This window comes from Fluviicola sp. (assembly GCF_030151805.1).
GTDB lineage: Bacteria > Bacteroidota > Bacteroidia > Flavobacteriales_D > Crocinitomicaceae > Fluviicola.
In genome coordinates this window covers 1-12976 of sequence record NZ_JASLCN010000144.1, presented here as the reverse complement: position 1 = coordinate 12976, position 12976 = coordinate 1, and the positions used below count along the sequence as shown (strand labels likewise).

The following is a 12976-nucleotide window of genomic DNA, read 5'->3' as shown; positions in this document are numbered from 1 at the left end:
AAAAACTCGAAGAGCGGATCTCACGCAAAAGCAAAGAACTGGAAAAGTGGGAACAAAATCAGCAACGACTGAAACAAAAACTTGCTCTTCAGAAGAAACTTTTGCAAAAAAAAGAAACAGATCAGGATCCTTCAACCAGCCAAAAAGTACTGAAATCTACTCAAAAAAGTTCCGAAAAAACCCGGTTTGAAACCGATCGTTTACGGAAACAGAAAGATGTTATAGAAAAAAAGAAGGAAGTACTAACCGAACGAATCCGAAAGGCCGAAAAAGTTCCCGGACAATTAAAGGAGCATAAAAAGCCGCTCGATTATTTCGGACAGAGGGATCTTGTGACGTTTCGAAAAAAAAACGATCAGGAAAAAAAACCGAACGTGATTCCTGTTCAAATTCCAAAAATCAAAGACAATTGGGATGAAAAACGTGAAAGCGTAAAGGAAAAACTGAAGGAAAAGATCGCACTTCGAAAGCTTTCAGACAAACTGGAGGAGGCGAAGCGTTTCGCTCAGCTTTCTGAGCAAGGTAAAAAGCCATTCTCCGAAATCAGGGAAAGGACCAAAAATCTGGAAAAAACAGTTTCCCCGGATGACCGTCAAAGTAAAGCTTCTGAAAATGCTTCAGCAAAAAAAGCAGGGCAAAAAGAAGAAGAACGACGCGAAAAACAGAAAGAAGGATTATTGTCCCGAAAGAAAGCCGAACGAAAAGAAGAAGAACGGTCAAACAGAATGAAAGAACGAAAAAAAGAAAAATACGATTAACATGAGTCAATCAGCATACAATTCACTGGCCTTGCACGACATACTTCTCAGCATCGCCGACAGTTTGAACGAAGCACAAAATGAGCTTCGCAGCATGCCTCCGTATGATGAATACGGAAGGCCTAACACCCTCTATCAGATTCCCTACCTGGATTTTAACCTGGAAGTCATTTCACAATTCGAATCGACCCAAACAGGTGGTACAACTCCTCCCGTTCTCAGAGGCGGAAGTCTTTCACAAATTTCTCCGGTTGGTGCCATTCGTTTTGTTCCGTTCCGGAGCACAGAAACGACATCCAAGAACCTGGGAACAATCACCAGCAACATTGCAGGAAGATTTGTTGCCGTGATGCCAAACGACGGTCTACCTCAAATCTCTTTGATAGGAACAAGTGAAGTGAACTACTACGATTCAACATACACTTATTTGAAACTCACATTCAAAGTTTTACAAGCAAACAATGAACCCGTAGCCGGTCAGCGGATCGAAGTCAATTTCGACGAAGAAACTTCTCTTGGATTCAATTCCGGTGAAGCAGTTACAACACCTGTTTTTTCAACGGATAAAGATGGCTACACTTCCAGCGATGGAACATTTTCTGTTAAATGCAGAATTAATACCGTAGACCATTACTATGGAAAAACCTTCGTTTTTGTAGCCAATAGCGGAACACAATTTTCATCCATCTCAATCAGTAAGCCATGACAGATTTTCAAATTTTATCCATCAAACTCACACTTCTCAGCTCAAGCGGGAATTCCGTACCTGGACTTCCGGTCATTGTTCAGTATTACAGCTTTGAAGACCGAAGCTGGGTCAACCTGTATGCCGTATCGCTCAACACGAAAGGAGCTCTGAGTATCTCCAGCAAAGAACGAACAGGAATGCCGCCGGAAGAAGTTGCCCTTTTTGAAACACTTCACAACACTGTATTGCCACCGATTCGTGTCATTCCGGCAGAAGGTTATGAAGATTTGGTCAAACAACCGGTAATCGGAAGCACATTTTCCGCTAATTTGATTAGCGGCGGAACGCTTGAGATTAATTTCGGCGTATTGTGGTTGGCTCCGGAAGAGTTGATTAAAGATTCAAGCACGCGATTCACTGATTTTCTGCCGATCACCAGTCATTTCAAAATTGCTCCTCCGGTCGACAAAACTCCGCTTCCGATCAATCAACTGTATTCGAACCTCGTTTCTGAAATCGAAACTGCAACAAACACGTCCGAATCTTCCACATTCAAGCTTTCGAATATTTCTTTGAAGCTGAAAGCGATGATTCAACGTGACGGAGACACAGTAAGCGCTACCCTGCTTGATTCGGACAGTTCGGAAAATGTCAATGGAAATGCGATCAGCGAGCTGGTTTTTGATATCACTTCGAACCAAACTTCAGAAGCTGCTTCTTTAACCATGCCGGACGTAAGCGGATTGACTGAAACCGCTGTACGCAGAGTTCTGAAAAGTTTCAACCTGAGATTAAATCCGGTTTATCAGAACAACCTGACAGTCGTAAACGGCGATTCTTTCAAACAATCTCCGGCAGAAGGAGAAACCATTCAACCGAACCAATTAGTAACCGTAATCTTTAGTAAACATGAGCAATCCAAATAATCCCGTACAATTATTCAGCGAACTGCTTAGTGGTCCGCTGGGAGAACTGATCAGTTCTGTTGGCCAGGGAGTCGGCGATGCACAGGCAGCACTCGACCAGGGAGCCTTACAGCAAACGCTCGACATCTACGATCTGAGTAAAGACGATGAGAGAACAGAAGACGAATTGAAACTTCTGAGCCTGATTCGTGAAATGGGTTATCAACCCACTTTTTACACGATCCCGGAAACAGAAGTTGAAGCACAAATTTCCTTGTCGCTCGATTTGAAATCAGAGCAATCCAGTCCGGTCGGAGGCTATGCACTTTCCAAGTATAAAATCAACGCAACACCGTTGAATGCTGGAAATGTCAACCGTTTCGGGCTACAATCCAATGCAATGGCAAAACTGAAGTTCAAAATCGTTCCTACTCCACCTCCTCAAAACATCTCGGAAATCCGGAATGTTCCCGATCTAAGCAATTTAAGCTGGAAAGAAGACACGAAAGAAATCATTCAGAATTTGGGATTCTCTTACGAATTAAGAACTCCTGAGGGTGAGTTGATTACAAACGAAGAACTCCCGGAAGGATTATTGATCTGGAATCAAATTCCTTCAGCCGGAATGATTGCCAATACAACAAACACCATCCTGGTGCTTCAATTCTCAGAAATTCGCGTTATCCCGGATTTAAGCAGTAAAAACTGGAATTCAGAGAACAAAGCAATCATTCAGAATCTCGGATTAAACTATGAGTTAAGAACTCCTGACGGAACCTTAATTACCCTTGACGATGAAATAACTGTTGAAGGAATGCCGATCACAGGTCAGATTCCCGAAGCCGGAACGTTTGTCAACACAACCAATACTGTCCTGAAACTTACAGTTACTACCTGACTCTAAGACACAGGAATAAAAGAAGTTCGGGATGCGGAATTCGACTCCGTGTTCCGAACTTTGAATCATCGCAGCTAAACACAACCAAAATTCTTGACCACCAAATGTTTCACCGAAAAAACACGACCATTATTTTCGATCATGTTGCGGAAATAAACAGCCAAAAGGAATACTGGTATTTCCGGGCTGACGGAGAAGATTATGCTGATTTTATTCAAAACGGGTATATTGGAATCAACTGGAATTTGATTTCTGCTTCCGATATCCGGGAAGAAAACCTGGAATATCTCCGGAAATCCATCATCACAAACAGTTACAAATACCGGAACGTTCCATACGATTGGTTAGGATCCGGAGAAAAATCATCCGTTACCAAAACCATCAATAAACTATTCACATTTAAAAACCTGAAAAAAGGTGATGTGATCCTGATTCCATCTGAAGAAACAGATCAATTCAGCATCGGTGAAATTGCCGACGATGAAATTTATACCGAAACAGAAACCTGTTTATCGTCAGGATCTTATCTCAAACGAAGAAAAGTCAACTGGCTGAAAACTTCTGTCAAACACCATTATTACAATTCGTTGTTCTATTTGCTAAAACATTCCCACACCATTGTTTCCATTAAACAACACGCCGATTTCATTGATTCCTTAATGGAAGAATTATACCTCAAGGACGGTGATTGCTTTTTGTCTTTGAGAATCAACAAAGAATCGGAAATCAGTTTGACCGACCTGAAAGATTTGTTTGATAATTATCTGGGACTCATTTCCAAAGTAAACACCGATTTCAACTTCGGAGAAAAGATTGATGCCACCACCGTCAAACTGAGTTTAAATTCTCCCGGATTCATTAATATCAAGTTACCGGTCGGAAAGTCACTGATTATCACCAGCCTGATTTTATCGATGTTTCTGAATGGCTGCACCCATGAGGAGATTTGTGTGAGGATAAACCGCGAAAAAATCCCGACAGAATACATTCCTTATATGGATTCCATTCAAAATATCCGGAAAAACCTGGAAGTGGAAAACGATTCCATTTTTGACCGCCTAACGAACAATTCTTATGGAAACAGCAAGTAGTTTTTTAGCATCCGGCGACAATGTGTTCAAATTCCTGTTAACCATGTGCATCGGAACCATCCTGTTTAATATCATCTATCCTACGGATAAAATCAAAGAAATTGAAATCCGGCAAAGTGAACTGAATTACAAGCTGGACATCATGAATGAAGAATCCAAAGTACTGTATGATGAAATTAAGATTCTGAACAGACTAAAAAAAGGATTGAACGCTCTCAAATCTCCGGACTTCCGGAAAAAACTGGAATCATTTGATTTGAAATATGAGCTGTTGTCCAAAAAGGATTACGAGATCAAACACCTTCGGAGGCTGATCGAAATTTCCAGGGATGAACTGGGTTTTTATTCCAGTTTCCGGTTCTGGAGTTATTATCCTTCCATGGTTATCGGATTATTGTCGCTGATTTTCTGGATTCATTTTTATGTGAAGAGTCAGAAGACGGAAGGTGATTAAGCTTTCAGCTTCTTCACAATATTCGTTGTGCTGAAACCTTCCACCAAACTCACGGTTTTCACTTCGCCACCGTTTGCCAGGATTGTTTCGCGGCCCACAATGTACTTTTTACTGGAAGAATCCGTTTCAGCGGCATCGTAATCCGCACCTTTTACCAGCACATCCGGTTTCAGGAATTCAATCACAGAAACTGGCGTGTCGTCATCAAAAAACACCACGCCGTCTACAAATTCCAAAGCAGCCAGGATTAAAGCACGCGAGGATTCCGGATTAATGGGCCGCTCCTCTCCTTTTCCCTGTCGTTTGACGGAAGCATCGGTGTTGATTGCAATGATTAGTTTTGTTCCGAAATCAGCAGATTTTGCCAGGTACGTCACGTGTCCTTCATGCAAAATATCGAAGCAACCGTTGGTGAAAACCACTTTTTCTCCGGATTGTTTCCAATCCTGAATGCGAAGACTCATTTCATCCAATGAAGTGATCTTATTCCTGATCTGTTCGAATTTCCCCATCTTTTGAATAGTTTTTTGGTAACAGAAAAAAGGATAACAATCCTAAGACAATGAGTAACAAGGTTTGAGACGACCAGATAATCGCTCCAAGTGCGTAACCGATTCCTTGCGCCTGGCTTCCGTATTGATCTTTCAAATAATATTCGATCACCAATCCTACAACTAAGGGAAACACTCCGATTCCGCCATTGGTCAACGTGATTCCGAGAGAACCCGCTAAAAAGGCAAGCAGCATTCCGGTTGGCGGAACTTCCGAGGTTTCGGGAAGGGCAAAAAAGCAAATCGCGAAATAAACCACATACAGAATCCAGATAAATAAAGTATGTCCGATAAATGAAAACGGATGCTTTGTTTTGAAAACAGACAAAACACCGGCAAATAAGCCTTTGATGAAACCGAATACTTTATCGCGAATCTTTCTAATCAGGAATACAATTCCGAATGCCAGCAGGAAAAAACCGATAACGATCCACTTGATTAACTGCAGTTTTGAAGCAGAATCCGGATCAGCAGAAAAATTGGCTTCGATCAATCCTTTGATTTTCCAGAAATCGCCTGCCCCGACAATCGAAGCTAAAAGCGCCACGGATAAAAGCATGATTAAATCGAACACCCGTTCCGCCAAAATGGTTCCGAATGATTTCGAGAACGGAACACCGTCCGAACGGTAAAGCATTCCTGCCCGCGATGCTTCTCCTGCTCGTGGAATCGTAAGATTCACAATATAACCGATCATGATTGCATGATAACGGTTCCAGAAAGAAGTTTTATACCCCATCGGTTCCAATAAATACTTCCAACGGTAAGCTCGAGAGAGCAACGCAAAGAAACTCAGCAATAAGGATAAAAAGACCCAAAAATAATTGGCTTCGCGAAGCGCTTTGTAGAAATACGCTTTGACTTCGGGATCCATTGACTGAAAAAAGTACCAAATCAGATATACACCTAAGGCCAGTGGAAGAACTGTTTTTAGAAGGATACCCGCAACTTTTTTCATCAGACTATCAAATTAGTCATTTCATTCGGGAAAACCAAAGCCGGTTTGAATAACCTTGCTTCTTCGGGAGTCATGTAACCGTAACCGATAATAATGATCATATCACCAACAGCTACTTTTCGTGCCGCCGGACCATTCAGACAAATGGTTCCGCTGTTTCGGTCACCTTTAATAACGTATGTTTCAAGCCGTTCACCATTATTGATATTAACAACTTGTACGCGCTCTCCTTCTACCAGATTGGACGCTTCCATCAATGCTTCATCAATGGTAATACTTCCAACATAATTCAATTCTGCCTGAGTTACACGTACGCGGTGAATTTTTGATTTGACTACTTGTATCAACATGTTTGTAAAAATCGAAGTGCAAAGATAGTACTATAATTACGAATTATGAATGCCTGATTACAATTAAGAATCTTATTAATAATTGCAAACTCCTTCATTCGGCATTTGTAATTGGGAATTCGTAATTACAAAAGAGTTAAATTATCAATCAATCGGACCTCGCCGCAATAGCAAGCAATACACATCGTTGCTCCGGGCATCCAGTCGCCGGTTAAATCTTCCAGGGTTTCCGGGTGAACAATATTCATATATTCCAATCGAAGACTTCCTGCTTCAAAGAACTCTCTCGCTCTTTTCAGGGTTTCGGAAGGTGAATATACCCGAGCATCCTGTTTTGCCTTAGAAAGCGTTTTGTAAATAATCAAAGCCTCTTCTTTTTGTTCGTCAGACAGGCGTTTGTTCCTGCTGCTCATTGCCAAACCTTTTTCAGTTCTCAAAGTCTCACAGGCAACGATCTGAACCGGCATCTTCAATTCGGAAACCATTCGTTTGATCACTGCAACCTGCTGAAAATCTTTCAGTCCGAAAAAAGCCTTGTGCGGTTCCACGATTTCAAAAAGCCGGGAAACAACCTGAACAACGCCATTAAAATGCCCTGGTCTGAACCGACCTTCCATCACCCGATCCAAACTTCCTAAATCTACCCGGGGAACTATCCAGTTTTCGGGATAAATTTCATCCACCGAAGGAAAAAAAGCGAAGTCGCAACCAAATTTTTTCAACAACTCAGCATCTGCCTCCGGAGTGCGTGGATATAATTTTAAATCGGATGGATTATTGAATTGGGTCGGATTTACAAAAACACTCGCCACAACCACGTCACATTCAGCGCCAGCGCGACTTACCAAGTCCATATGCCCCTGGTGCAATGCTCCCATAGTTGGCACAAAACCAATGTGTTTACCTTCTTTCCGGAATGAGTTCAGAGCCTGTTTTAGCCCCTCAACCGTGTTAATTATTTCCACATTTATCCCCTTTCGTTCAAAACAAGCAGGCAAAACTATATTAATATCTTGAAGATTCCGTGTTTTTTTCTTAATTTTGCACTTGTAATATTCAAAAATTCCCCTATCGAATTCTATGGAAAAGAAAAGAATTCTCTTTGTTTCTCAGGAAATATATCCATTTCTTGCTAAAACAGAAATTTCTCACAACGCTCGCAAACTTCCGCAAGGAACTCAGGAGAATGGTAAAGAGATACGCGTTTTCACACCTCGCTTTGGTAGTATTAATGAGAGAAGACACCAGCTTCACGAAGTAATCCGCCTTTCGGGAATGAATATCATTATTGACGACAATGATCATCCGTTGATTATCAAGGTAGCGTCAATTCCTGCTGCACGTCTTCAGGTTTATTTCATCGATAACGATGAGTTCTTTAAACGCAAAACCAATGTTGCAGACGACAAAGGTGCCGATTTCACAGACAATGATGAAAGAAGTATGTTTTTCTGCCGTGGTGTTTTGGAGACTGTTAAGAAATTGGGATGGAAACCGGACGTAATCCATTGTCATGGATGGATGACTTCGTTGATGCCTTTGTATATCAAGAAGATTTACAACAAGGATCCCCATTTCGCAGACACCAAAGTCGTTTACAGCATTTATGACCACAAGGAAGGTTTCGAATCTTCCTGGGATGAGCGCTTTCACGAAAAACTGAAATTTGACGGTTTTGATGAAGAAGTCACAAATTTAGTTAAATCGCCCACGCTGGATGCAATAACTAAAGCTGCTGTTACGTTCTCTGACGGAGTTGTTCAAAGTAGCGAAGCCATTCCGGCTGATTTGCAAAAAGTATACGATGAAGCAACTTGTTTGAAACTAAATTATTTACCTGAAGAACACTTAACAAAAGGACTATCAGAGTTCTTTGACAAAGTCATAGAAGAAGGCATTTTGATACAATGATGAATCTAAAAAAACTACATAACAACTGGCGGAAAGCAATTTTACTTTCCGCTTGTTTTGTCTTAGCTATTTCCGTTTTACCTTCCTGCAAGAAGAAATCGTCCTCTTTCGGGACTGAAGCACTGAGTGTGGAAGACCTTTTAGCGGCAGGTGGAAAAGACACTTTTCAACTGAAAACATATTCCGTTTCTGAAGACACTCTTCCAACAGACAACCAGATATTTGGAACGATAGGCGCTTACCATGATCCGAAATTCGGAATTGTAGATGCTTCGGTGTATTCTCAGTTTACCATCAGCGGGTTAGTTACAGTCGAACCGGGAACAGCTCTTGTTGACTCTGTGATCTTAAGTTTAAACTATGGCGGCTATTACGGTAAACTGGATCCGCAAACCTTTGAAGTTTACCAACTTTCCGAGGAACTGGATAAAGACGCAGATTATTACAGAAATACAACCAAAGCAACCATGGGTTCGAACCTGGTAGATCCCGGATCAGCGACACAAACACCGAATACCACTGCCAAAATCCGCATTGATCAGGATGGAGACGGTAACGCCAGTGATACATTGAATCCGCAGCTTCGTTTAAAACTGGATAACGCCCTGGGACAACAGTTCGTAAATGATATCATAGCAGGAAACAGTGCTTTTGCAAACAGCGATGCATTTTTGACTTCCGGTTACTTTAAAGGATTGAAAATAAAAGTCGCAAATACAACTCCCGCAAGCGGAAAGGGAGCCGTTTTGTACTTTAACCTGGGGAACAGTCAAACACGACTGACCATCTACTTTAAACATTCATCGGCGCCTACGCAGCTTAAAAGAATTGAGTTGGTGGTGAATAATTCCTGTGCCGACTTCAACCACGTAGAAGTCAATCACACAGGTTATCACATTGCCGACGTACTTGCAAATCCTTTAAACGGTCAAACGCAATTCTATACGCAATCTTTCGATAACAGAGCTGTGATCGAATTCCCGTCGGTCAGCAATATCAGCAGCAAATCGTTAATCAACAACGCGCTGCTTTACCTTCCCGTATCTTATCAAACCGGAAGTTATTATTATCCAAGTGTAAAACTGGAAATCGGATATAAAACGGATGCCGGAAAAATTGTAACGTTCCGAACAGCTGCTTATGACAATAACCAAAAGGCATTTATTCTTGATTTAAGAGATTATATCCAGGATGTTGTTTCAGGAAAGGCTGTAAACAGAGGGCTATATCTTTTTCAGGATTCCAGATACTTTAATTGCACAGCTGAACGCATTATTTTTAATGGTCCGGCATCATCTTACAAAACAAAACCTAAATTGGTTATTAAATACACTGAATTCAAATAGACATGTGTGGAATTGTAGCATATATTGGAAAGAAGGAAGCTTACCCGATTTTAATTAAAGGGTTAAAGCGTTTGGAGTATCGTGGATACGACAGTGCAGGAATTGCACTTTTGGATTCAGGGAAAGTGAACCTGTACAAACGTCAGGGGAAAGTGTCCAATTTAGAAGAATTCGCAGCTGGTAAAAATCTTGCCGGGCATGCAGGGATCGGGCACACACGTTGGGCAACTCACGGAGCTCCGAACGATGTGAACGCACATCCTCATTTCTCTAACAACGAGAAGATCGCATTGATCCACAACGGAATCATTGAGAACTACAACAGTCTGAAAGAAGAGTTGATCGTTCGCGGATACCATTTCAAAAGTCAAACAGATACCGAAGTATTGGTTCACCTGATTGACGATATTCAGAAAAAAGAAAATGTAGATTTGGCTGAAGCTGTTCGCATCGCATTGCAAAACGTGATCGGAGCTTATGCCATCGTGGTAATCTCTTCAGACAACCCCAATCAATTGATCGCAGCACGGAAAAGTTCTCCGTTGGTTGTCGGAATCGGAAAAGAAAACGATTTCTACTTAGCTTCTGACGCAACACCGATCATCGAATACACCAACCAGGTCGTTTACCTCGAGGACGAAGAAATTGCCGTAGTTGACCTGGTAACAGGATTGAACATTACAAACCTGCGTAACCAACCGAAAACTCCTTACGTTCAGGAACTGGAAATGCAATTGGAAGCACTTGAAAAAGGTGGATACGAGCATTTCATGCTGAAAGAAATTCACGAGCAGCCACGTTCTATCAAGGATTGTTTCCGCGGACGTTTGAACGCTTCGGAAGGATGGGTTTCTTTAGGAGGAATCAAAGATTATGAACAGAAAATGATCAACGCACAGCGCCTGGTCATGATCGCTTGCGGGACTTCCTGGCATGCTTGTCAGGTGGGAGAATATTTGATTGAAGATTTGGCAAGAATCAACGTCGAGGTTGAATACGCTTCCGAATTCAGATACCGCAATCCGATTATCACTGAAAACGATATTGTAATCGCTGTATCTCAATCCGGAGAAACTGCAGATACCTTAGCAGCTTTGGAGTTGGCAAAATCAAAAGGCGCAACGATTCTGGGAATTTGTAACGTGGTAGGTTCATCCATCTCGCGTATTACGGATGCAGGATCTTATACGCACGCAGGGCCGGAAATCGGAGTTGCATCGACCAAAGCATTCACCGCACAGGTAACCGTTTTGACTTTGATGGCGCTTTCTTTAGCTCATAAAAAAGGAACCTTGAGTGAATCCAAATTCAGAACCATGTTGTCTGAACTGGAAATCATCCCGGAAAAAGTGAAGCGCATTCTGGAGCGCAATGCAGAAATCGAGGAAATTGCAAAAATCTATAAAGACGCAACAAACGCGCTTTACCTGGGTCGCGGAAGTTCATTCCCGGTTGCATTGGAAGGAGCTTTGAAACTGAAAGAGATTTCATATATCCATGCAGAAGGTTATCCTGCTGCAGAAATGAAGCACGGACCAATTGCTTTGATCGACGAGGAAATGCCTGTTTTTGTGATCGCAACAAAAGGCACTTCTTACGAAAAAGTCGTGAGCAATATCCAGGAGGTGAAAGCACGTAAAGGAAAAATCATCGCAATCGTTACGGAAGGTGATACAGATGTGAAAGCAATGGCGGATCACGTGATCGAAATTCCGGATACAGACGAGCATTTGGTTCCGATTCTGGCAACTATTCCATTGCAGCTTTTAAGCTATCACATCGCTGTGATGAGAGGTTGTAATGTGGATCAGCCAAGAAACCTGGCAAAATCCGTTACAGTAGAATAAACGAAAAGGAATCATAACAACAGTTTATAAAAAAGCCGGGCGAAAAAATTTTCGCCCGGCTTTTTCTGTCATTGGAGGTTATTGGTAGAAATTTTTAATTGGTCTGTTTATTCTTTTTGGACTTCTTCTTTATCCGCATGATACGTTCTTTTCACCAAAGAAATGGTTACGCTTTGTAACGATGGCAAATTATTCAGGTAAATCGCTTCAGACTGGTATCCATAAGCAGACACCCAAATAGAAGCCGGCTTTTTTACCCAGTCCAGTATCACTTTGAAGCTTCCTTTCTCATCCGGAATTATTTTCTGAATCTCAACACCATCAGCGTTCATCAATTTAATCGTTACCAATCTGTAATTGTTATCCGGAACGAAAACATTCCCGCTGAGAAATCGTTCTCCGGTATGATCAACATAGACAGCACCTTTAGGAGTAAAAGCTCTGTATAAAGAATCCGCCTGCTTTGTACTCATCTTAGTAGGCGTTTGTCCATAACTTGCATGAGCACATAAGTAATACAACATAAAGCCGGGTAACACCGTTTTCAAATCAACACAACATTTCATCATGACTTCTTTCATCGAATGATTCCATTTTATTCCAATCCTTTCGGAAGGACTTTTCCTTTCACAATCATTTTTTCCTTATGCAAGGTAATTTCCAGCTTGTCGATTGTTGCCTGTCTGCTGAAATAAATCGTTTGAGGATAATATCCCGGAGCCGTCACTTTTATTCCTGCCGGTTTTTTAGACCAATCCAAAGGAATACTGAAACTTCCGGTTTTTGTCGGAGTAATCACCTCAATTTCCCGAAACGTACTATCCAGTAAAAACACTTTTACCAAACCGTTGCCGCCGCTTCCGGAAAGAATGATCTTACCGCCTGCAAAGGCATCTTTTGTATGATCGTAATAATGACTGATAATCCGGCCTTGAAATTCCCGTTCCGGAATTCTTGTACCAACAGAATCACGTTGTTCAATTGCTGTCGAATTTTGAGCCTGGGAATGCAAAGCTGAAAAAGTACTCAGCGCCAAACCCAAAACAACAGCTCTCAAATCGAAAGACAAAGCATGACTCTGTGGTTTCATCCACTGATAATCTTTATTCAATTGTTCTTCCGTAAAACGCCCACAAACCGATTCATGCTTTTTGCTTTCCATGTAACTGACAATGGAAAAATCAGACATTCGTGTAAAATCAACTACCGATTTTTCGCA

At 41.6% G+C, this 12976-nt stretch carries 15 protein-coding genes; 9 read left to right on the top strand and 6 right to left on the bottom strand.

Going from position 1 to position 12976, the window contains the following annotated elements:
- The 6 genes from Q1V93_RS05570 to Q1V93_RS05545 form a co-directional block, all read left to right on the top strand.
- Window positions 1-758 (top strand): hypothetical protein (locus Q1V93_RS05570; protein WP_300662581.1); only part of this gene is annotated, 758 nt, incomplete at its 5' end.
- Between the two features lies 1 nt (window position 759).
- Complete coding sequence (locus tag Q1V93_RS05565; RefSeq protein ID WP_300662578.1) at window positions 760-1464, top strand: hypothetical protein; 705 nt, start codon at window positions 760-762, stop codon at window positions 1462-1464.
- Entirely contained in the window at window positions 1461-2372 is a 912-nt protein-coding gene (locus tag Q1V93_RS05560; protein WP_300662575.1) for a PASTA domain-containing protein, read from the top strand. Before Q1V93_RS05565 ends, Q1V93_RS05560 begins: the two co-directional genes overlap by 4 nt.
- Window positions 2356-3249: a hypothetical protein gene (locus tag Q1V93_RS05555; protein WP_300662572.1), complete on the top strand. Its 894-nt coding sequence runs from the start codon at window positions 2356-2358 to the stop codon at window positions 3247-3249. Before Q1V93_RS05560 ends, Q1V93_RS05555 begins: the two co-directional genes overlap by 17 nt.
- Window positions 3250-3353: 104 nt before the next feature.
- Window positions 3354-4340 (top strand): hypothetical protein, encoded by a 987-nt coding sequence (locus Q1V93_RS05550; protein WP_300662569.1) that lies wholly within the window; start codon window positions 3354-3356, stop codon window positions 4338-4340.
- Window positions 4324-4794, top strand: coding sequence for a hypothetical protein (locus tag Q1V93_RS05545; protein ID WP_300662566.1), 471 nt, complete (start codon window positions 4324-4326; stop codon window positions 4792-4794). The genes Q1V93_RS05550 and Q1V93_RS05545 overlap by 17 nt, the downstream gene beginning before the upstream one ends.
- Here Q1V93_RS05545 and Q1V93_RS05540 read toward each other — a convergent pair.
- From Q1V93_RS05540 to panC, 4 genes are all read right to left on the bottom strand, one after another.
- Window positions 4791-5306 carry an adenylyltransferase/cytidyltransferase family protein gene (locus Q1V93_RS05540; RefSeq protein ID WP_300662564.1) on the bottom strand — a complete coding sequence of 172 codons (516 nt, stop codon included), beginning with the start codon at window positions 5304-5306 and terminating at the stop codon, window positions 4791-4793. The genes Q1V93_RS05545 and Q1V93_RS05540 overlap by 4 nt on opposite strands.
- Entirely contained in the window at window positions 5278-6303 is a 1026-nt protein-coding gene (locus tag Q1V93_RS05535) for a lysylphosphatidylglycerol synthase transmembrane domain-containing protein (RefSeq protein ID WP_300662563.1), read from the bottom strand. The genes Q1V93_RS05540 and Q1V93_RS05535 overlap by 29 nt, the downstream gene beginning before the upstream one ends.
- A complete protein-coding gene (panD, locus tag Q1V93_RS05530) occupies window positions 6303-6653 on the bottom strand; it encodes an aspartate 1-decarboxylase (RefSeq protein WP_300662561.1) in 351 nt (116 codons plus the stop codon). Before panD ends, Q1V93_RS05535 begins: the two co-directional genes overlap by 1 nt.
- Window positions 6654-6778: 125 nt before the next feature.
- Entirely contained in the window at window positions 6779-7618 is an 840-nt protein-coding gene (gene panC, locus Q1V93_RS05525) for a pantoate--beta-alanine ligase (RefSeq protein WP_300662560.1), read from the bottom strand.
- 115 nt (window positions 7619-7733) lie between these two features.
- Here panC and Q1V93_RS05520 point away from each other — a divergent pair, with 115 nt between their 5' ends.
- The 3 genes from Q1V93_RS05520 to glmS are packed head-to-tail and all read left to right on the top strand — an operon-like array spanning window position 7734 to window position 11757.
- Entirely contained in the window at window positions 7734-8564 is an 831-nt protein-coding gene (locus Q1V93_RS05520) for a glycogen/starch synthase (protein WP_300662558.1), read from the top strand.
- A complete protein-coding gene (locus Q1V93_RS05515; protein ID WP_300662556.1) occupies window positions 8561-9910 on the top strand; it encodes a DUF4270 family protein in 1350 nt (449 codons plus the stop codon). Before Q1V93_RS05520 ends, Q1V93_RS05515 begins: the two co-directional genes overlap by 4 nt.
- 2 nt (window positions 9911-9912) lie before the next feature.
- On the top strand, window positions 9913-11757 hold the full coding sequence (glmS, locus tag Q1V93_RS05510) for a glutamine--fructose-6-phosphate transaminase (isomerizing) (RefSeq protein WP_300662554.1): 1845 nt from the start codon (window positions 9913-9915) through the stop codon (window positions 11755-11757).
- 107 nt (window positions 11758-11864) lie between these two features.
- Here the strand turns inward: glmS and Q1V93_RS05505 are convergent, their stop codons facing one another.
- Together Q1V93_RS05505 and Q1V93_RS05500 are read right to left on the bottom strand one after the other, a co-directional pair.
- Window positions 11865-12230 carry a hypothetical protein gene (locus Q1V93_RS05505; protein ID WP_300662552.1) on the bottom strand — a complete coding sequence of 122 codons (366 nt, stop codon included), beginning with the start codon at window positions 12228-12230 and terminating at the stop codon, window positions 11865-11867.
- A gap of 122 nt (window positions 12231-12352) precedes the next feature.
- Window positions 12353-12976, bottom strand: a 624-nt coding sequence (locus tag Q1V93_RS05500) for a hypothetical protein (protein ID WP_300662549.1), incomplete at its 5' end; no start/stop codon positions are given.

What these genes read in the sequence shown, in the direction of transcription:
- Q1V93_RS05565 (WP_300662578.1), top strand. Translation starts at nt 760, where the DNA reads ATGAGTCAATCAGCATACAATTCACTGGCCTTGCACGACATACTTCTC.
- Q1V93_RS05560 (WP_300662575.1), top strand. Translation starts at nt 1,461, where the DNA reads ATGACAGATTTTCAAATTTTATCCATCAAACTCACACTTCTCAGCTCA.
- Q1V93_RS05555 (WP_300662572.1), top strand. Translation starts at nt 2,356, where the DNA reads ATGAGCAATCCAAATAATCCCGTACAATTATTCAGCGAACTGCTTAGT.
- Q1V93_RS05550 (WP_300662569.1), top strand. Translation starts at nt 3,354, where the DNA reads ATGTTTCACCGAAAAAACACGACCATTATTTTCGATCATGTTGCGGAA.
- Q1V93_RS05545 (WP_300662566.1), top strand. Translation starts at nt 4,324, where the DNA reads ATGGAAACAGCAAGTAGTTTTTTAGCATCCGGCGACAATGTGTTCAAA.
- Q1V93_RS05540 (WP_300662564.1), bottom strand. Translation starts at nt 5,306, where the DNA reads ATGGGGAAATTCGAACAGATCAGGAATAAGATCACTTCATTGGATGAA.
- Q1V93_RS05535 (WP_300662563.1), bottom strand. Translation starts at nt 6,303, where the DNA reads ATGAAAAAAGTTGCGGGTATCCTTCTAAAAACAGTTCTTCCACTGGCC.
- panD (WP_300662561.1), bottom strand. Translation starts at nt 6,653, where the DNA reads ATGTTGATACAAGTAGTCAAATCAAAAATTCACCGCGTACGTGTAACT.
- Q1V93_RS05520 (WP_300662558.1), top strand. Translation starts at nt 7,734, where the DNA reads ATGGAAAAGAAAAGAATTCTCTTTGTTTCTCAGGAAATATATCCATTT.
- Q1V93_RS05515 (WP_300662556.1), top strand. Translation starts at nt 8,561, where the DNA reads ATGATGAATCTAAAAAAACTACATAACAACTGGCGGAAAGCAATTTTA.
- glmS (WP_300662554.1), top strand. Translation starts at nt 9,913, where the DNA reads ATGTGTGGAATTGTAGCATATATTGGAAAGAAGGAAGCTTACCCGATT.
- Q1V93_RS05505 (WP_300662552.1), bottom strand. Translation starts at nt 12,230, where the DNA reads ATGAGTACAAAGCAGGCGGATTCTTTATACAGAGCTTTTACTCCTAAA.